Origin of the sequence: Flavobacterium sp. KACC 22758, assembly GCF_028736135.1 — a bacterium.
In the GTDB taxonomy this organism is placed as follows: Bacteria; Bacteroidota; Bacteroidia; order Flavobacteriales; family Flavobacteriaceae; genus Flavobacterium; species Flavobacterium johnsoniae.
The window spans coordinates 2096108-2116618 of sequence record NZ_CP117878.1 but is presented as its reverse complement, the minus strand read 5'-3'; the positions used below and the strand labels follow the sequence as shown (position 1 = coordinate 2116618).

General features: G+C 35.4%; 16 protein-coding genes. 6 read left to right on the top strand and 10 right to left on the bottom strand.

The window, feature by feature from the left end:
* Window positions 1–12: 12 nt before the first annotated feature.
* Window positions 13–3156 (bottom strand): efflux RND transporter permease subunit, encoded by a 3144-nt coding sequence (locus tag PQ462_RS09180; protein ID WP_274253208.1) that lies wholly within the window; start codon window positions 3154–3156, stop codon window positions 13–15.
* A gap of 109 nt (window positions 3157–3265) precedes the next feature.
* Window positions 3266–3589, bottom strand: a complete 324-nt coding sequence (locus PQ462_RS09175; RefSeq protein WP_274253207.1) for a DUF6660 family protein — start codon at window positions 3587–3589, stop codon at window positions 3266–3268.
* A 258-nt stretch (window positions 3590–3847) separates the two neighbouring features.
* On the opposite strand from PQ462_RS09175, the gene PQ462_RS09170 reads away from it, so the two are divergent.
* A complete protein-coding gene (locus PQ462_RS09170; protein ID WP_012025332.1) occupies window positions 3848–4969 on the top strand; it encodes a hypothetical protein in 1122 nt (373 codons plus the stop codon).
* A gap of 9 nt (window positions 4970–4978) precedes the next feature.
* On the top strand, window positions 4979–5752 hold the full coding sequence (locus PQ462_RS09165; RefSeq protein WP_274253205.1) for a porin family protein: 774 nt from the start codon (window positions 4979–4981) through the stop codon (window positions 5750–5752).
* A gap of 3 nt (window positions 5753–5755) precedes the next feature.
* Here the strand turns inward: PQ462_RS09165 and PQ462_RS09160 are convergent, their stop codons facing one another.
* From PQ462_RS09160 to PQ462_RS09140, 5 genes are all read right to left on the bottom strand, one after another.
* A complete protein-coding gene (locus PQ462_RS09160; protein ID WP_274253204.1) occupies window positions 5756–6340 on the bottom strand; it encodes a chemotaxis protein CheB in 585 nt (194 codons plus the stop codon).
* On the bottom strand, window positions 6322–7131 hold the full coding sequence (locus PQ462_RS09155; RefSeq protein ID WP_121361523.1) for a CheR family methyltransferase: 810 nt from the start codon (window positions 7129–7131) through the stop codon (window positions 6322–6324). Before PQ462_RS09155 ends, PQ462_RS09160 begins: the two co-directional genes overlap by 19 nt.
* Before the next feature lie 6 nt (window positions 7132–7137).
* A complete protein-coding gene (locus PQ462_RS09150; RefSeq protein WP_274253203.1) occupies window positions 7138–7503 on the bottom strand; it encodes a response regulator in 366 nt (121 codons plus the stop codon).
* 67 nt (window positions 7504–7570) lie between these two features.
* The gene (locus PQ462_RS09145) at window positions 7571–11140 is read right to left on the bottom strand and encodes a response regulator (RefSeq protein WP_274253202.1); all 3570 of its coding nucleotides are present in this window, start codon (window positions 11138–11140) and stop codon (window positions 7571–7573) included.
* A 15-nt stretch (window positions 11141–11155) separates the two neighbouring features.
* Window positions 11156–12373: a hybrid sensor histidine kinase/response regulator gene (locus tag PQ462_RS09140; RefSeq protein ID WP_274253201.1), complete on the bottom strand. Its 1218-nt coding sequence runs from the start codon at window positions 12371–12373 to the stop codon at window positions 11156–11158.
* A 366-nt stretch (window positions 12374–12739) separates the two neighbouring features.
* Between PQ462_RS09140 and PQ462_RS09135 the strand changes: the two genes are divergently transcribed.
* Entirely contained in the window at window positions 12740–13588 is an 849-nt protein-coding gene (locus tag PQ462_RS09135) for an SDR family oxidoreductase (protein ID WP_274253200.1), read from the top strand.
* Between the two features lie 134 nt (window positions 13589–13722).
* Window positions 13723–13983: a SemiSWEET family sugar transporter gene (locus tag PQ462_RS09130; RefSeq protein WP_274253199.1), complete on the top strand. Its 261-nt coding sequence runs from the start codon at window positions 13723–13725 to the stop codon at window positions 13981–13983.
* Window positions 13984–14301: 318 nt separating this feature from the next.
* On the opposite strand, the gene PQ462_RS09125 is transcribed toward PQ462_RS09130, so the two are convergent.
* A complete protein-coding gene (locus PQ462_RS09125; protein ID WP_121361527.1) occupies window positions 14302–15096 on the bottom strand; it encodes a hypothetical protein in 795 nt (264 codons plus the stop codon).
* 315 nt (window positions 15097–15411) lie between these two features.
* Window positions 15412–15750, bottom strand: coding sequence for a hypothetical protein (locus PQ462_RS09120; protein WP_121361528.1), 339 nt, complete (start codon window positions 15748–15750; stop codon window positions 15412–15414).
* A gap of 224 nt (window positions 15751–15974) precedes the next feature.
* Between PQ462_RS09120 and PQ462_RS09115 the strand changes: the two genes are divergently transcribed.
* Window positions 15975–19181, top strand: a complete 3207-nt coding sequence (locus PQ462_RS09115) for a PAS domain-containing protein (protein WP_274253198.1) — start codon at window positions 15975–15977, stop codon at window positions 19179–19181.
* Window positions 19182–19240: 59 nt separating this feature from the next.
* Here the strand turns inward: PQ462_RS09115 and PQ462_RS09110 are convergent, their stop codons facing one another.
* Window positions 19241–19669, bottom strand: coding sequence for a response regulator (locus tag PQ462_RS09110; RefSeq protein ID WP_274253197.1), 429 nt, complete (start codon window positions 19667–19669; stop codon window positions 19241–19243).
* Window positions 19670–19881: 212 nt separating this feature from the next.
* On the opposite strand from PQ462_RS09110, the gene PQ462_RS09105 reads away from it, so the two are divergent.
* A complete protein-coding gene (locus PQ462_RS09105; RefSeq protein WP_012025345.1) occupies window positions 19882–20382 on the top strand; it encodes a pyridoxamine 5'-phosphate oxidase family protein in 501 nt (166 codons plus the stop codon).
* Window positions 20383–20511: the final 129 nt, after the last annotated feature.

Below are 20511 nucleotides of genomic sequence, written 5' to 3'. Positions count from 1 at the left end.
TTTAAATTTTTCTTAGCGTTCTTCGCGTAAATCTTTGCGTTCTTTGTGGTTAAACCTACGCTCCAGTAATAAATACAAAATCGGTAAAACGATTAGGGTTAATAGTGTTGCAGAGATTAATCCGCCGATTACTACGGTTGCCAGTGGTTTTTGTACTTCTGCCCCGCCGCTTGTGGATAAAGCCATTGGCAGAAATCCTAACGAAGCTACAGCTGCGGTCATTAAAACAGGACGCAGACGTGTTTTGGTTCCGATAAGGATTCTCTGAAACGGATCTGAAATACCTTCCGTTTTTAATTGGTTGAAATACGAAATCAGTACAATTCCGTTTAAAACCGCAATTCCGAATAAGGCAATAAAACCAATTCCTGCCGAAATACTAAATGGCATTACTCTCAGCGAAAGCGCAAAAACACCTCCAATCGCGGATAACGGAATCGCACTAAAAATCAGCAGTGCTTGTTTGACACTTTTGAAAGTAAAATACAGCAGAACCAAAATAAGTCCCAAAGCAATTGGCAAGGCTACAGAAAGTCTTTTTGAGGCTTCAATCAAATTTTCAAATTGTCCGCCGTAAGTCACATAATAACCTGCTGGAAGTTTAAAGCTTTTATCCAGTTTTGCCTGAATTTCTTCGACAACACTTTTAATATCTCTCCCTCGAACATTTAAACCAACGGTAATTCTTCGTTTTCCGTCTTCGCGGATAACCTGCACAGGTCCTTGTTCATATTCAACAGAAGCTACCTGAGAAAGCGGCACCTGCTGTCCGCTTGGAAGCGGAATAAACAAATTGCTTACATCAGTAATATCGGCACGATTGTTTTCGTCCATTCTTACCACAACATCAAATCTTTTACTTTCGTCATAAATTTTTCCGGCACTTTCTCCGGCAAAAGAGGAACGAATGATTTGGTTGATATCAGAAATATTCAGACCGTAAAGTGCAATTTTATCATAATCGTATTTAATGGTAATTTGCGGCAGTCCCGTTACTTTATCGGCTTTTAAATCTCCAATTCCGTCGATTCCTTTTATTTTCGAAATCAATTCGGTCGCTTTAGCATCCAGAATTTCCAAATCATCACCAAAAATCTTGATCGCAATGTCAGATCGGCTTCCTGTCATTAACTCATTAAAACGCATTTGGATGGGCTGAGAAATTTCGATATTCGCTCCTGGAATTACTTCCATTTCCTTTTTCATGGCATTTGCCAGTTCTTCCCAATTATGGTATTTCCCCTTCCATTCTTTTTTGTCTTTTAGAACAATAATTAAATCCCCGCTTTCAATCGGCATTGGATCGGTTGGGATTTCACCGCTTCCTATTTTGGTTACGATGGTTTTGATTTCTGGGAATTTGGCTTTTAGAATCTGTTCGTACTTTGTAGTCGTTTCAACCATCTGCGTAAGCGAACTTCCCGTCATAATGGTGGCATTGATAGCCAAATCGCCTTCTTCGATTGTCGGGATAAATTCACCGCCCATATTTTGGAAAACAATAAAAGCAAAAGCAAATAACCCGACAGCAACAGAAAGCACGACTTTTTTAAACGCTAAAGCTTTTTTCAACAAAGGCATATAACGACTTTCTAACCATGCAATCATACGGTCGCTGAAATTTTCTTTGTGTTCTGTTTTTTTCGAAAGAAACAAAGCACTCATCATTGGGATATAAGTAAGCGAAAGAATAAATGCTCCAATAATGGCAAAACCAACTGTCATAGCCATTGGCTTGAACATTTTTCCTTCGGTTCCAATTAAAGCCAGAATTGGCAGATAAACAATCAAAATGATAATTTCTCCAAAAGCAGCACTGTTTCTTATTTTTGAAGCCGAATTATAGACTTCTTCGTCCATTTCTTCCTGCGTTAATTCTTTTTTGTTTTTGAATTTCTGCAGATGATGCATTGTGGCCTCAACAATAATCACGGCGCCGTCGACTATAATTCCAAAATCTATCGCACCAAGACTCATTAGGTTTCCGCTTACGCCAAAGGCATTCATTAAAATAACGGCAAACAGCATTGCTAACGGAATTACGGAAGCAACAATTAATCCGGCACGAAGGTTTCCTAAAAACAAAATCAGAACGAAAATCACGATCAAAGCGCCTTCTAATAAATTCTTGGCAACGGTTTTAATAGAATTATCAACCAGCTTTCCTCTATCAATAAAGGCTTCGGCAACTACTCCTTCAGGAAGGCTTTTGTTTATTTGTTCCATTTTTTCGTGAACACGATTTACAACGGCGCTGGAGTTTTCTCCTTTGAGCATTAAAACCATACCAGACACGATTTCTCCTTTTCCGTCTTTGGTTGATGCTCCATAACGCAATGCCACACCTTCGCGTACCTGCGCTACATTGCGTACCAAAACCGGAGAACCGTTTCGGTTTTTTACTACTACATTTTCAAGGTCTTTTACACCTTTTGCCATTCCAACACCGCGAATAAAATAGGTATATTGATCTTTTTCGATATAAGCGCCGCCAGTATTTTGATTGTTTTTTTCTAAAGCATCAAAAATTTCGGTAATGGTAACGCCAAGACTATTCAGCATATTTGGGTTCACGGCGATTTCGAATTGTTTGAGTTTTCCGCCCCATGTACTTACATCTGCAACGCCTTTAATTCCCTGTAATTGCGGAATAATGATCCAATCCTGAATTGTTCTTAGCTCTACAGCACTGTATTTGTTTTCATACCCTTTTTTGGCATAAACATCGTATTGGTAAATTTCTCCCAATCCTGTAGAAATTGGTGCTAATTCTGGAGAGTTTACATAATCCGGAATGTTTTCTTCGGCTTGTTTTAAGCGCTGGAATATTTGTTCGCGGGCCCAGTAAATATCAACATCGTCTTCAAAAACAACGGTTACAACCGATAATCCGAAACGGGAAATACTGCGGAGTTCTATTACATCTGGAACTGTCTTTACAGCTCTTTCTAATGGGTACGTAATTAATTGCTCTACTTCCTGACTTGCCAGTGTTGGTGCTGTGGTAATAATCTGAACCTGATTGTTGGTTACATCCGGCAGGGCATCGAGTGGTAAATTTTTAAGCGAATAGCTTCCCCAGGCAATAAGCACAAGGGTAAATAATAGTATTACGAATTTGTTTCGTATACTAAACTGAATGATTTTATCTAACATTTGAATATATAATGACGTGAGAAATTAGACAAATTAAATTGTCTGTAAACGTGTGGAAAGTCCACAACTCTCTCGCCCGTTTCCGATCTTTACCGGACAGGCATAATCATTATGCTATTTGAGGGGGCTGCCAAATATTTCCGTAGAAATTGGAAATAAAAACTGAACTGTAACTTGGTAAAACTATTGAAATTTGATTGTAAGTTTTAGGAAACTCAAAACTTACAGCAGAATGGTAACTTAAAACCTGTGCGCCGCAACAGTTACAGGCACAAAACGGAGAACATAAATCATTGTCTTTATCATGGGAGTGATTGTCTTCTGAAGCAAACTGCGCCGTTTTATGCATAGCACTATTTACTTCCATATCTGCACAAGGCATATTTGAAAGTGCCATCAAATAAATTGACAATAAAATAGTGATCCATTTCATGACTGTAAAAATAATACATTATTCTTTTCAGTTTCAAAAAAACATGTAAAACACTGATTTTAAATCATTTTTATTAAAAATAATTCTTAACAAAGATTTTTTTAGTTAACTTTAACATTAATTAACACATAATTCCCTCTTAATACAATCATTTTATACTCCAGTAAAACAAAAAGACAAGCCGAAATTCCGCATTAGAATACATTAGTCCACATTTATTTCAAGCAGTTTTATTTTAATCAATTAATACTCTAATCAATGAAATGTAAAAAACTAATATCAGCCCTTTTTTTATTATCTAGTATTTCATTTTTCGGTCAGGTTTATACTGAAAAAATCGTAGGACAAAAAAACCAAGAGTTAAAAGACAGTCTTAAAGTAGCCGATTATCCGTATGCACTTCCTATCTGGGGTGAAAAAGTAGCTCAGAAAGGATACAAACTTCCTTATTCTGCCGGGCTTTCCCTAAATTATTTCTGGCAGGATTCTGAAATTATCATTAGTAACCTGCAAGTGGGTTTTAATAATGGCCCAATGTATAATTTAGACGAAATTGTACGCTTTGATAAATCTTCTGTCGAAGCGGGAGCACTAACTATTCGTCCGGATATTTGGCTGCTGCCTTTTTTAAACATCTATGGTATTTTTGGAAAATCAAATCCTTCAACAAAAATCAATGCAGGGATTTATATTCCTGATGCTGATAATAATTGGACTGAAATTGCCAATTTTAGTACAAAAGCAAGTTTCAGCGCTACGACATTTGGTTTTGGGATGACACCAACCATAGGAATTGGGGGCGGGTGGCTCGCACTTGATATGAATATGGCCTGGACAGATGTAAGTGCTTTAGATAAACCTGCTTTTTCGTATGTATTTGGCCCTCGTTTAGGAAAAACATTTAAACTTCCTAAAGCAGACCAAAATATAGCGGTTTGGGTGGGCGGTTTCAGGGTTCATATTTCCGGAAATACAAATGGAAATATTAATTTATCTGATATAATTGATTTATCTACAGCGCAGGCAAAAGTTGACAATGGATTAGATAAAGTTTCTGAAAATCAGCAAAAAGTCGACACCTGGTGGAGCGGACTAACACCTGCTGAACAAAAAAATCCTGCTAACGCGGCTAAACATAATACGGCAAATCGTGCATTGGAAAGTGCCGGAAATTTTCTATCCACTTTAGATGGGGCTTTGAGCACTGCTGATTCGTCATCGATTCAATATTCGCTTCAAAAAAGACCAAAAGATATGTGGAATTTTATTGTAGGTACTCAATACCAACTCAATAAACATATCATGTTTAGGGTCGAAGCTGGTTTTCTGGGAACTCGAACACAAGCTTTAGGAGGAATACAATATCGTTTTGGATTATAAATCCTGTTTATGAAAAAAAGTCTAATATTACTTATCGCGGTATTTTCGATACATCAGGCGAAGTCGCAGGTTTTGATCTCTTTGATTTTTGGTGATAAACTAAATTCTCCTTTTTTGGAATTTGGTCTGGAAGGCGGTCTCAATCTTTCTGATATTTCTGATTTGGAAAGTTCTGGTATGAACCCGGGTTTTAATCTTGGTTTTTATTTTGATATTCGTTCCAAACAAAATCCGGCATGGATGATAAATACAGGTGTAATTGTAAAATCGCCAATGGGTGCGCGCCATATTCCGGTTTATTCTTTAGATGATGTTAACCTGGATAACGCTTTTGCAGGTGGAACTGTTAACAGAGAAATTCGGTATTTTAATGTGCCTATTTTAATTAAATATCAATTTAAAAATAGAATTTACCTTAAAGCAGGACCTCAACTGGGGCTTTTGGCTTCGGCTTTTGATGAGTTTAAAAATGAAGTCAACAAAAATGATGTTGTTTACAAGAAAAAAATTAGAGATGAAATCAGGGTTATTGATGCCGGAATTGCCTTTGGAACGGGGTATCACATGAATGTAGGCAACGGATTAAATGTTACCATTCAATATTATTACGGATTGGTTCCGGTTATGAAAGGCGACGGCCCAAATGTTTACAACAGGTCTTTGTACTTAACAGCAGGAATACCAATTGGTAAAGGAAAAGCAGCGCAGAGACGTGCTGAACAAGACGCAGAATTATATAAAGTTATTCCTCCTGAAGATGAAAGGCCGAAACCTGAAAAGTAAATTTTAGGTATTAATTGAATTGAGCAGTTCTAATATTTCCTTGTTGTTTAAAACATAATCCGGCTTTGTAAATAAAATAGCATTATTAGGCATGAAAGGCATATCTGCAGAAAGCGGATTCTGCACTACAATTTTACCGCCTGCTGCCTGAATGGCTTTTAAACCTTCTGTTCCGTCTGTGTTTGATCCTGATAATAGAATTCCAACCAGAGAATCTCCATATATTTCTGCTGCTGATTCGAAAGAAACATCTATACTGGGACGACTGTAATTTATTTTCTCTGAAATATCAAGTGCCATTGTATCATCTTTTTCAAATAATAAATGATAGTTTGATGGGGCTACATAGACAAAACCTGGTTTAAGATTGGTTTTGTCTTCAATTGCTTTTACCGGAACGCTCGATTTTAAAGTAATGAGTTCTTCTAAAGTCTGGTCGTCGGTACTTTTGCGGTGCAGTACTATGACAACGGCAAAATTATGTAATCTTTTTAATTCTGGTAAAATCTGCATTAAGGCATTTAAGCTCCCTGCTGACCCTCCTATTATAGTTAACCGGCAGTTAGATATTATTTTATTTTCCTCCATATTTTCTCTTTTTCAAACTGTTTGTATTTGCCTGGAGAAATAGAATATTTTATGGTTTCTTTTGTGCCTAAGGCGAGAAACCCTAAAACAGCTAAACTTTCATCAAATAAATTAATGACTCTTTTTTGAAGGTCATTATCAAAATAAATTAAAACATTACGGCACAAGATCATATCAAACTCATTAAATGATGTGTCTGAAACTAAATTGTGCTGCGAATACACCATTTTTTGCGACAGTTCTTCGTTAAATTTGGCTATGCCGTAATTAGCAGTATAATAACTCGAAAAATCTTCCTGCCCGCCTGCATCACGATAGTTTTGCGAATACTCTTTCATCATTCTGAGCGGAAAAATTCCTTTTTTTGCTGTATCCAGAACGGTTGCATTAATGTCTGTTGCATAAATTAAGGATTTATGCAGCAAACCTGCTTCTTTGAGCATAATTGCCATAGAATATACTTCTTCTCCGGTTGAACAGCCGGCATGCCATAATCTGATGAATGGTTTTGTACCCAAAAGCGGTAAAATTTCTTTTCTGAGTATGCTGTAAAATGCCGGATCGCGAAACATCTCGGTAACATTAACCGTAATTTCGTCGACCATTCTTTTGTAATATTCAGGGTCTGTACGGACTTTTGATAAAAATTCATGAAAATGAGTAAATCCATCTAATTGATATACTCTGTAAACACGCCTTTTCAGCGATGCTCTTGAATAACTGCTAAAATCAAAACCATAATACTCATAAACCTCATTGATAAGCGTTTCCAGTTCAATATCCTCAATCATAATTCATCAAATTTTGCTTAGTATAAGCAGTAATTTATCAACATCAACTGGTTTAGAGATGTAATCATCGGCTCCAGCCTCTAAACATTTTTCCTTATCGCCTGTCATAGCCTGGGCTGTAACTGCAACAACAAATATCGATTTTCTTGACGGAATTGCTTTTATTAACGGAATTGCCTCGTAACCGTCCATTTCGGGCATCATCATATCCAGTAAAACGGCGTCGATCTCTTCATCAGATTTAAGCAGTTTTAAAGCTTCTTCGGCACTTGTGCAAGACAAACAATCGTATGATTTGACGCGCAAAGTATGCGTTAATGCGAATATATTTCTGGAATCGTCATCTACAATTAAAAGTCGTTTATTACTCATCTAATATTATTTTATTAAACCTGACAGGTTTTAAAATCCTGTCAGGTTTCAATTGAATCAATTCATTTTAAACCCTGTCATACAGCCAAACTCTCAATAATGATAAAAGCTGATCTACGTCTACCGGTTTTGTAATATAATCTGAAGCGCCGGCTTTTATACATTTTTCTCTGTCTCCTGTCATTGCTTTTGCTGTAACGGCAATTACCGGAAGATTTAAGAACTTAGGATTAGCGCGTATTTTTTCGGCTGTTTCATAACCGTCCATGTGCGGCATCATCATATCTAATAAAACAACATCGGTATCTGGGTTTTCGCTTAAAACCTTTATTGCATCATTTCCGTCAAATGCCGTAATAATGGTCATTTTGAAAACTTCTAACGCTTTTGTAAGCGAATAAATATTGCGAACATCATCGTCTACAATCAGCACTTTTTTATCGTGCAGGATATTGTTAAGTAAATTTAGCTTTTTATGTCCGTCTTTTTTATCTGCTCCTTCTTTTTTATCTTCTACTAAATGCAGGAACAATGAAACTTCATCGAGCATTCTTTGATAAGAATGTGCTGTTTTTACAATAATAGAATCAGCATATTTTTTAATTTTTACTTCTTCTTTTAATGACAGACTTTTTCCTGTAAATACAATAACGGGAAGTTTCTCTAAGCCTGGATTTTTCTTCACGCCGTCCAGAATTTGATACGCTTGTTTATCCGGAATTCCCATATCCAGAATTACGCAGTCTACTTCGGTTTTGCCTAAGGCCTGAATTCCATCGGAAACTTCGCTTTTTATTTCTGAATTAATGTTATAAGTCTCTAAGAAATAAGCCAGTGCTTTGGCATGTTTTGGATTGTCTTCGATAATTAGAACCTTTTGGGCTTCTTTATTAATAATATGTTCTATACGTAAAAACACATCTGGAATTTTATCGAATGCTACCGGTTTGTCTAAGAAATCTACTGCTCCTTTTAATAAACTTTCCTGTTTTAGTTTATGTGATGACATAATGTGAACCGGAATATGTTTGGTTTCTGCATGATTTTTAAGTTCTTCCAGAACCTCCCAGCCGCTTTTTACCGGAAGTTCAATATCAAGTAAAACTCCAACCGGTTTATACAATAAAGTAAAGTTTAAGGCATAATCACCACGTACGGCTACAATTCCTTTATATCCTTTTTGACGTGTAAATGCTAATAGTGATTTTGCAAAATTAATATCGTCTTCAATAATCAAAATTACTTTATCGCCTAGTTTTACAGACTCTCTGTCATCGTCAATTTCATCAGGAATCACAGGACTTATGTATTTTTTTGATACAATTGGCTCTGTTTCTGATTCGATTTCTGTAAAATCTGTCGGCGGTATTTTTTCTACATTTACTTTATGAATAGCCGAACCATAAACAGGAAGACATAATGTAAATGAGCTTCCTTCGTTTACTTTACTATGCAGGACGATTTCGCCTTTAAGCAATTTAGCCAGCTCCCTGCTTATTGATAATCCTAAACCAGTACCGCCGTATTTGCGTTTTGTAGAACCGTCTGCCTGTTGAAATGCTTCAAAAACCAATGGCTGTTTTTCGATCGGAATTCCAATTCCGGTATCTTTTACAATAAAACAAATAATTTTATCGTCGTCTGTATCTATTTTTATTTCTAAGCTTACTTTTCCTTTTTCGGTAAATTTGATGGCGTTTGAAATCAGGTTTTTTAGAATTTGTTCTAAACGCATTTTGTCTGTTTTAATAACAAGCGGTGCATCTTTAGAAATAATTTCAAACTCAATTCCTTTTTCTTTGGCTACAAGATTAAATAAATTCCAAAGTGTATCTGTGATTTCTTTGGTCGAAACATCAAGGAATTCAAGCTCCATTTTTCCAGCCTCGATTTTAGATAAATCCAGAATCTCATCAATTAAACCTAATAAACTGTTTCCTGAACTCTGAATTACTTTAGCAAATTCGATTTCTTCATTGTTCATACTTTGATTATTATTTTCAGATAATAATCGGCTTAGGAGTAAAATTGAGTTAAGAGGCGTTCTTAATTCATGCGACATATTGGCCAAAAACTCAGATTTGTAACGAGTCGTTAATTCAAGAGCTTCTGATTTCTTTTGGATTTCATTGTTTTTTTCTTCCAGTAAAACACTTCTTTCCGAAAGCTCTTCGTTAGTCTGCTCCAGTTCTTCCTGCTGTACACGTAATTCTTCTTCAGAAGCCTGCAGTTTTTCAGTCTGTGCTTCTAATTCTGCGTTAATTGCTTCAAGTTCGCTGTGCTGTACCTGAAGTTCTTCTGACTGTGATTTGGTTTCTTCTAATAATTCAAGAACTCGTTTTCTGTTTTGAGTAGAACGAATTGCGATTCCAATATTGTTTCCAACTGATTTTAAAAACTCTAAATGAAGTTCTGAAAAACCATAAATACTGGCCAGTTCAACTGCACCTTCAATTTTGTTATCTATTAAAGGAAGTGCCACAATATGTGTTGGTTTAATTTGTCCCAAAGCATAATTAATCTGAATATCATCCGGTGATAAGGTTTTTAGTTCCAGAATTTTTCCAGAAGTAATAGCCTGACCAATTAAGCCTTCGCCTTTTTGAATTCTTTCACGATTTTTACTCGGTATATAGCTGTAACCTCCTGAAGATATCAATTCGTTATCTTCTAAAACATACAAAACACCTGCACTGCTGTTAGTATACTGGCATAAAAACTCAATAACATCTTTAGAAAGTTTTTGCAGCGTTTTTTCTCCCAGCATTACATTGTTTAATTCTGCTACTCCGGTTTGAAGCCATTCTTTTTGAGACAATAAATCGAAAGAGTTTTTAAGAGAAACTCCCATATAATTTAACGACTCGCCTACACTTCCAAGTGCATCGGCTTTTGTATCGTCTACACGAATGTCATAATTTCCTTTTGAAATATTACTGGCGATTGTACTGATTGCTTCAATCCTCTGAGCAGTTTCTATATCTTTTTTCTCCAGTTCTCTCTGCAGTAACGAACGCTCGTTGTAATCTTTTAAAATACGAAATAAGAATACTATCGAAATAATAAAAGCGATGAAAAAAGCCACTACTATTAAAATCAAACTATACGTTCCATAACGCTCAGAATTGGCATTGCGTTCTTCTAAAAGTCTTTGTTCTGTATTTTCAACTTTTTTAATAATCGCCTTGATTTCATTCATCATGTTTCGTCCTTCGTTTAAGTCAAAGATTAATGTTTCTTTGCTTAAACGCTTTTTAACAATCTGATTGTTTAGATATTTAAAGAAACCTGAACGTTTAGAACGCAGTTGTTCTAACAGTTTTTGCTGCGAAATATTATCAGATGTAAGTTCATCCAGCTTTTCAAAATAAGCATTTGATTTGGCTTCAGAATCGTTAAAACGATCTACAAACTGTTCATCACCCGTAAGAAGATATCCTCTCATACTGGTTTGTGCCTCTGTAATAATAGACGATCCTTCGTTTAAGTTATAAATTACGTCCTGAGTATGATTGACCCAAAAATTGCTGTTTAATAGGCTTTTAATGCTAATAAATGAAGCTACAGAGCTAATAGTAAGTACAAACAGCGAAACCAATGAACTTATAAGCAGATTTCTTTTAAAGTTACCATTCATATATTCTAAATTATTTTATTTTTCGTATTTTAAAGGAAGAATAATTATAAAGCTCGCGCCTTTGCCTACTTCACTCCTTGCGGTTATTAATCCGTTGTGTTTTTCGATGATTTTTTTTGCAATTGCAAGTCCAATTCCGGTACCTTCATAAGTCTGACGGTCGTTTAAGCTTTGAAAAATGATAAAAATTCTGTCGAGATAAATTTCATCAAAGCCTATTCCGTTGTCTTTTACAATAATCCTGCAGTATTTCCCTTCCGGAGAAGTCGGGCTGTCAAACGATTTGTCGACAATTAATTCTGAAGTTATTTCGATTAATGGAGGTTCATTTGCTCCGGAGAATTTGAGTGCATTTCCTATAAGATTTTGAAATACTTGTCTAAGCTGACTTGGAATACTATCTATCGTAGGAAGTTCGGTTGTTTTTACAATTGCATTTTTTCTTTCAATTAAATAATCAAAATCAGAAAGAACTTCCTGCAAGACGATATTTAAATCTGTAACTTCAGGTTTTACCTGTGCAGATAAACGAGAATAAGCCAGAAGGTCTGTAATTAAAGTCTGCATTCTTTCTGCTGATTTTATCGTTCGGTCGACATAATCAATACCCTTATCATCTTCTTTGAGATAAAGTTCTTTAATTATTTTAATAAAAATCTGGATTTTCCGTATAGGTTCGTTTAAGTCGTGCGAAACCACCCAGGCAAACTGCTGCAATTCGTGGTTTTTCATCTCTAACTCTTCGTTTTTTAAAACCAGTTCTTTGGTTCTTTCGGCGATTTTGATTTCGAGATTGTCTTGCGCCTCTTTTCTAATTTTGATTTCTTTAGAAAGAAGTTCTTTGGTAAGTTTTAATTCGTTCTGCTGTTCGTAAATTTTAAGGAAAGTCTTTACTTTAAGCATCAGCAAATCAGTATCAACCGGTTTCGTAATATATTCTACAGCTCCGGTTTCATATCCTTTAAAAATGTATTTCTTTTCAATATTTAAAGCTGAAAGAAAAATTACAGGAATATCTTTTGTTCGTTTATTTCCTGAGAGAATTTTAACTACTTCAAAGCCGTCAAGTCCCGGCATTTGTACGTCCATAATAATAAGACAGTAGTTTGTTTTTAATATTTTTTTCAGCGCTTCTTCTCCAGATTCAGCAGTATCTACGTCAATGTCGTGCAATTCTAATGTTTTCTTTAAGGCAATAATATTTGCCTTGATATCATCTACAATTAATACCATGCCGTTATGGGGAATAAAGCGTTTATGAATTAAAAAATAATTTACTACTCATCATTTTGAACATCTGATCCTATTCAAAAAGCAGTCAAAACTTTCAAATGTATAAATTTAAAGAACAAAGCACTTTTATTCAAAATCAAATTCGTTACATAATTCCCATGTCTTAAATTAACTTCAACTTAATCAGTGATTCAGGCATTCATACAAATCCAAAAAATTAACTACGGCTTTAAAAAAATAATCCTTTTCTTTCTTTTTTTGCTCAATTTTCATCTTTTTGAGGCAAAATTATATTTCTTACAGTCTGTATTTTCATACAAGACACACTAATTTTAAGCTAGAAGAATATCATAAAATTAGAATATCATGAAAAAACCTAAGACATTTCCGGAACAGAAACAAGAACTTCCGGGAAACGAACATAAAATGAATCCGGAACCAGAAATTATCAGAGAAAATTATACCGGAAGCGGTAAACTTTTAGGTAAAACTGCTTTTATTACTGGCGGAGACAGCGGTATTGGCCGAAGTGCAGCCGTGCATTTTGCCCGTGAAGGCGCAAACATTGCAATTGTGTATCTAAAAGAAGATAAAGACGCAAAGCTGACCAAAGAAATGATTGAAAAAGAAGGACAGCAGTGCCTGCTTATAAGCGGCGATCTTAAAGATGAAAAATTCTGTAAAGAGGCTGTCAAAAAATGTGTTTCGACCTTTAAAACCATAGATGTTCTGGTGAATAATGCGGCTATACAATTTCCGCAGAATGAATTAGAAAAAATTACCGCCGCACAACTGCATAAAACCTTTGAAACCAATATTTATCCGTATTTCTATATTACCAAAGCCGCACTTCCGCATTTAAAAGAAGGTGATACAATTATCAATACCAGTTCTGTTACAGCTTATCGCGGCAGTGAGCACTTAGCAGATTATGCCAGTACAAAAGGTGCAATTGTTAGTTTTACAAGATCACTTTCGTCTATGCTGGCAAAAAGAAAAATCAGAGTGAATGGTATTGCGCCAGGACCAATATGGACACCGTTAATCGTGGCAACTTTCGATAAGGTTTCTGACTTTGGAAAAGACAATCCAATGGAAAGAGCCGGACAACCGTCTGAAGTTGGACCTGCTTACGTTTTTCTGGCCTGCGAAGACAGCAGTTATATCACCGGACAGTTTATTCATATTAACGGTGGTGAATTAGTTGGGGGCTAGATTTTTTTTGCCCGCAGATTTAGCGGATTGAACAGGTTAACACAGTGTTTTATGAGCGAATGACTGCAGAAAAAAACTCAAAGTCTTAGAATCTCAGTATCTTAGAATCTTAATAACCTTAGAACCTCAAAAAAATGAATTTTATAGACGTCATAGGTCTTTTTGCCGGAGGCTGTATTACAATATCAACAATTCCACAGATTGTTAAAGTCTGGAAAACTAAGAAAGTCAAGGATATTTCCCTTAAAACTTTCAGCATTCTGACTTTCGGTATTCTTGTCTGGATTATTTACGGAATTCTCAAAGAAGATCTTCCCATAATAATTACCAACAGTGTTTCCTTATGCCTTAATCTCACTATGATTTATTTTATTATTACTTATAAGAAAGAGTAGTTTTTTTTTAAAGATGCTAAGGTGCTAAGGTTCTGAGTTTTTTCGGGATGTTTTTAATCTCGCAGAGAAGCAGACACGCAAAGTTTTGCTCCTTTAAAACTTATTTTAAGATTTGAAGAATATAATTTTAGTCTGCGGTTTTTCAAGAAATAAAAAACCAGTGAAAAACCGGTTTAACCTGTAAAATCAGAGAGCCAAAAATCTTAGTACCTTAGAACCTTAGCATCTCACAACCTTAGAAAAGCACCTTAAATAAAAAAAACAGCTCTTTAGGAAAGCTGTTTTTTTCGTAATAGTAGTTAATATATATAATGCTTCTTAGCTAGCTAATTTTTGGTTGTATGGCTTAAATGAAAAATGATATTTTGTTCTAAAAAGTTTTGCAGCTGCAACCATTTCAGAGAAATTCATGGTCGAAATTCGTTTAATTTCGTTAATCTGTCTTTTTGCAATATTTACAACAGGATCAAATGTTTTTAAATAATTGAAACTGTGCTGCTCTACTTCCATTTCTATAATATTTTTTAAAATGCTTTTTTTAAGAAGCGTTCCCACAATACCTTTTTGCGGAACAGTTTTGTATTCCTGAATTTTATCTGAGATTTTTGGATTCTCTTTTCCCACATAAATATAATTTCCAGAATCGTTGGTAAAACGCTGTTTTACCTGAGAAACCAGTTCAGAATCTCTGTTAGTAAGCGTTGGCATGCCTAACAATGTAAACTGAATACGTTTATAACTTTCAAAATACAATACACTATTTATTACAGAAGAATTACTCAAAACAGCCGATTGATTTTTACTCAATACTTTCTTTTCACCATTTGCTCCAAAACTGTGGCTTACAGTTCCATTTTCACAATAAACAAAAAAGACCGGCGCCGTTTTCATAGATTCAATACTTAAACTTACTTCCTGATGAAATTCAAGATCAAAATGCATAAACAAAACCTTATCATCAAAACGGGTTCCTTTTATAGAACCTTTTGTCCATTTTGAATTAATTTCTAAATTATATTCATTGTTTTTTGCAGTAAGTTTTCCGCAGAAACTGTCCTTCAAATCGTTAAAAACGGTATCAAATTCTCCAGTATTTAAGTAAAGTTTTCTCATTTTTTTATTTTGCTTTAGAGAATCGTTTCAATACTTATCTGTATAAAAACAATTCGTATTTTCATATCTCATTTTGTATAAGTCAAATTTCGTGTTAATTGTAAGTCAAATCCTTATACAATTTCAATCAGAAATTTCATAATTTTTACACAGAGGTTCTGAGATTCTAAAAAACTCAGAATTAAGATTAAAAAACCAAAAAACTTAGTGCCTTAGCAACTCAGCAGCTTAGACCTTAAAATGAAAAAACAGCTGCCCCAGATAAATCTGGAACAACTGCTCCTCAGCAAAATAAAAATACTTATCTATTTTATTTTATGTAAGTTCATTGATATCCGAATTTTTCGAATAGTTCTTTTTTGGGATATCTTTAAAAAATTCAGCTTCTTCTAAATCAGCGGTTGGGCCGTATCCTAATAAATGAGTTCCTCGCTGCTGGTCTTTGGTTTCAATAACATATAAGATCGACATATCATCTGGGTCGCTCATTCCTTCATAACGATGGTGTGCTACAATGTAAATTTCGTCTGGCTGATAAGCATATTTTGTATCAGAATCAATCAGGCATCCATTTTCAAATAAATAATTTTTAGTATAGCCCTCATCTTGATATTTCTGTATATAGTCGGTTTCGTGTTTTTGCTCTCGTTTCATGGTTTTCAGATTTCAGATTAGCAATAATCTTATTTAATTCAAAGTTCTTCAATAAAACCAATGAAAATTAACTCAATAGATTTTAATGTTGCCTCATTCAAAAAAGCAAAAGAGTATCGAAATTAATTTTTATTAATTTTAAATTTCATTATGATATATAGTAAAAAGTACTATATTTATTACATAAATTTCATTGTTTCAATCAGAACAAAAACAAATTTTTAATGACTAATAAAAATTACGATTTCCTTGCAAAAGGAGGCGAAATGGGTGCGTTAACTCGTGCCAAAGACTGGAGTAATACTTCTGTTGGTGCCATAGAAACCTGGCCGCAGAGTCTTTGTACTACTTTAGGAATTCTGTTAAACTCAAAGTTCCCGATGTTTTTATTTTGGGGACCAGAACATATTTGCTTTTATAATGATGCTTACCGCCCAAGTCTGGGCAACGACGGGAAACATCCGCATATACTGGGACAAAAAGGTGCCGAATACTGGCCGGAAATATGGCATTTTATAGGCCCGCTTATTAATCAGGTTTTAACTGAAGGCGAAGCTACCTGGCATGAAGATCTGTATCTGCCTATCTACAGAAACGGAAAAATGGAAGATGTTTACTGGACTTTTAGTTATAGTCCCGTAAAAAGTGAAGGTGGAAATATTGCCGGAGTTCTGGTGATTTGCAACGAAACTACCGATAAAGTAAACATTCGCAAAAACCTTGAAGAAAGCAATAAACGCTACAAGGAAAATCTTATGCAGGCGCCAAATGCGATGTGTATTTTTAAAGGAAGCAGTTTTATTGTAGAAATAGCAAACGAACCCATGCTCGAAATATGGGAACGAGAAGAACATGAAGTCCTCAACAAACCTATTTTTAAATCGCTTCCTGAAGCCGCAGGCCGAGGTTTAGAAGATATTCTAATGCAGGTTTACCTTACAGGCGAAAGATTTACTGCCAATGAACTTCCGGTAAAACTAACCCGAAACGGCAAAGTTGTCGATACTTTTATCAATGTCGTTTATGAAGCTTTGAAAGAACCAGACGGTACTATTTATGGAATTGTAGCCAGCGCAAACGACGTTACACTGCAAGTAATGGCACGAAATGCTATCGAAGAAAGTGAAAAACGTTTTAAGAACATCGTAAAACAGGTGCCGCTTGGAATTGCCATTCTAAAAGGAGCTGATCTGGTAGTGGAAATGGTTAATGAAACATACTTGCAAATAGTTGATAAGACCGAAGAACAAACGCTTCATAAATCAATTTTTGACTCTGTGCCCGAAGCTCAGGAAACCGTTCATCCCCTGCTCTCTCAGGTTTACGAAGACGGAATCCCTTATTTTACAAATGAGTTATTGGTTACTTTAAACCGTTATGGAAAGCAGGAAGACTGTTATTTCAATTTGGTTTTTCATCCTTTGCGAGAAGAAAACAACGAAGTGACCGGCGTAATTGTAGTGGGTTACGAAGTGACTGATTCTGTTAAGGCAAGGTATTTTTTGAGCGAAAGCGAAAAAGCATTCCGAAATCTGGTTATGCAGTCGCCAATTGCCATGACTATTTTTAAAGGCCACGATTATATCATCGAACTTGCCAATACGGCAATGCTTGATGAGATTTGGCAGAAGAAGCCCAGCGAAGTTATTGGCAAACCCGCCCTGGAGGTATTTCCGGAGCTTTTAAATCAAAAGTTTCCTGAATTACTAGATGAAGTACTGTACAATGGTAAAACAATTCGGGAAAGCGAAGCTATTGCATACGTCAATATAAAAGGCAAATTAAAAAAGTATTATCTCGATTATCAATATACCCCTCTTTTTGAAAAAAACGGCGAAATATCGTCGATTATGATTACTGTAAATGATGTTACAGAAAAAGTCGAAGCCCGAAAAAAAGTTGAAGATGCCGAGGAAAGGGCCCGATTAGCATCAGAAATTGCCGAAATTGTAACATGGGATTTAAATGTTAATACGCAGCAATTAATTTATTCTGATAACCTGCCGGAGCTTTTTGGTTTAAAAAAGAATATAAAAATTTCACGTCAGCAGATTCTCGACCGATTTTATATTGCAGATCTGCCTATATTAGAAAAAGCCTATCAAAAGGCTTTAAAAACTAATATTTACAAATATGAAGCCCGCGTTCTTAAACCAGACAATACCACCTGCTGGATACGCGTACATGGTAAAATATTTTTTGATGAATTACAAAATCCTGTCAAAATGCTGGGAACTGTTATGGATGTAACAGACGAAAAAAACAGACATGAGATTTTAATGAAAAGTGAGGAAAAATTCAGGGTTCTTGCAGATTCGATGCCTCAGTTTGTATGGACAAGCGACGCGATGGGAAATATAGATTATTTCAATCAGTCTCTGTATGATTTTACGGGAATTTCTAAAGAAGATGTAGAAAAAAACGGCTGGCTTCAGTTTATTCATCCCGAAGACCGCGAGGAAAATGTAAACCGATGGATGGAATCTGTAAAAACTGGTGAAGAGTATTTATTCGAAAACCGATTCCGCCGTCATGATGGCGAATACCGCTGGCAATTGAGCCGTGCTATTCCACAAAGAAATACTGAAGGAAAGATTCAAATGTGGGTAGGTACAAGTACTGATATTCAGAACCAAAGGGATTTTTCAGATATGCTCGCCAAGCAAGTTCATGACCGTACTCAGGAACTGGAACTTAAGAACAGGGATTTGATAAATATGAATATTGAACTGCAGTCTTTTGCTTATATTTCAAGTCATGATTTACAGGAACCGCTTCGAAAAATCCAGACTTTTGCAAGCCGTCTGGCTGAGTTAGACGACCAGAATATTTCGGCGAAAGCCAAAACTTATTTAGAGCGTATTGAAGTTTCGGCAAAGAGAATGCAGACATTAATTCAGGATCTTCTCACCTATTCCAGAACCAATTCTGCCGAAAGGATTTTTGTAAAAACGAATCTGGACGAAATTGTAGAAGAAGTCTTAATGGATTTTTCTGAACGCATTGAAGAAAAGAAAGCCGTTATTGATCTTCATCCGCTTGGAGAAGGAACTGTTATGCCGTTTCAGCTTAGACAATTACTGCATAATTTGATAGGAAATGCATTGAAATTTTCCCGCAAGGGAATTCCGCCTCAAATACAGATTAAAGCAAGACGTGTTGTGGGACACAAACTGGATTTTAAAGTGGATTATCCCAACAATATTTACTTTTGTTTGAGGATTTCAGACAACGGCATTGGCTTTGACGACGAATACAAAGAGCGTATTTTTGAGGTTTTTCAAAGATTAAATACTGAAAGTGAATTCTCTGGAACCGGAATTGGACTGGCAATTGTAAAAAAGATTGTCGAAAACCACAAAGGAGTTATAAAAGCACGCAGTGAAAAAGGCCAGGGAGCAACGTTTAAGATCTTTCTGCCGGAGCTATAAAAAAACACCAAACTCATTTTAGTAAATAAGTTTGGTGTTTCTTCTACATCAAAATGTAATTACAATTTATATACAAAATTCTTACTGTCAGGAACAAATTCTTTCCAGTTGATGTTGAGAGAATGCTCTATTGATTTTATAATATCCTTCATCAAAACCGGCTTTGTAATAAAATAATTAGCTCCCAATTTCAGGCATTTCTCAATAATACCAGGCTCATTTGATGTCGAAAAAATAATAACCGGAATATCACTTTTATTAGAACCTTTAAGCTCGTTTAAAACATCAAATCCATTTTTTCCGGGCATATTTAAATCTAAAAAGATAACACTTGGCACAGGAGGCGGATGATAAATGGCATCTAAAAGCTTTTCCCCGCCTGAGTAAGTCTTAAGGTTAATATCTTTGGATAATGACTCTACAGCATCTGTAAAGATGTTTAAATCATCTTCATCATCATCAGTATAAAAAATTGTAAAGTTTTTCATATATATTGGGGATAAGTCTATTTCTCCAAAGATAGGGTAAATTATACAAAAATCAATAATTTGTATAAAAATTCTCATAAAAACACCTTGTTGAAATATGATAATTTTAAAATATAATTCTATAATTGAGTCGGTTATAAAAATCTCAACTTTGTTTTACGTGTTTCCATAAACACAATTAAAATTATAAAAACTTTAAAAACAATAAAGCCATGGGAGATCATAAAGACCTTACTGAAGAATTTGCTGTCAATAAAATCAAAGATTTGGCAGAAAACATAAAAACCTGCATGTTTTGTACTTACAACAGCGACAGACTGCAATCAAGACCAATGTCGGTTCAAAAAATTGATGATTTAGGACGTCTTTGGTTTTTATCTGATCGCAACAGCAGCCAGAATGCAGAGATTACTTTAAATCCGCAGGTTGAGATATTTTTTTCTGAACCACACGATAAATTCCTTACACTGCACGGAACCGCAACGATTTCGTACGACAGAGAAACCATCAAAGAATTATACGATCCTATTGTAAAAGTCTGGATGCCAGGCGGAGAAGACGACCCAAATTTAAGTGTTATCACAGTTACACCCGAAGACGGTTATTACTGGAACAACAAACACGGTAAAATGGTTGCCATAGCAAAAATGGCCACTGCCCTTGTAACTGGTAAAACAATGGATGACGGGATTGAAGGAACTTTGAAACTGTAGTTTTTTTTTATTCTTTAACCGCAAAGAGCGCAAAGGTTTACGCAAGGTTCGCAAAGATTAATTCTCTTTGTGACCTTTTATGTAAACCTTTGCGCTCTTTGCGGTTAAAAAACTTTACAGTTAAATCTA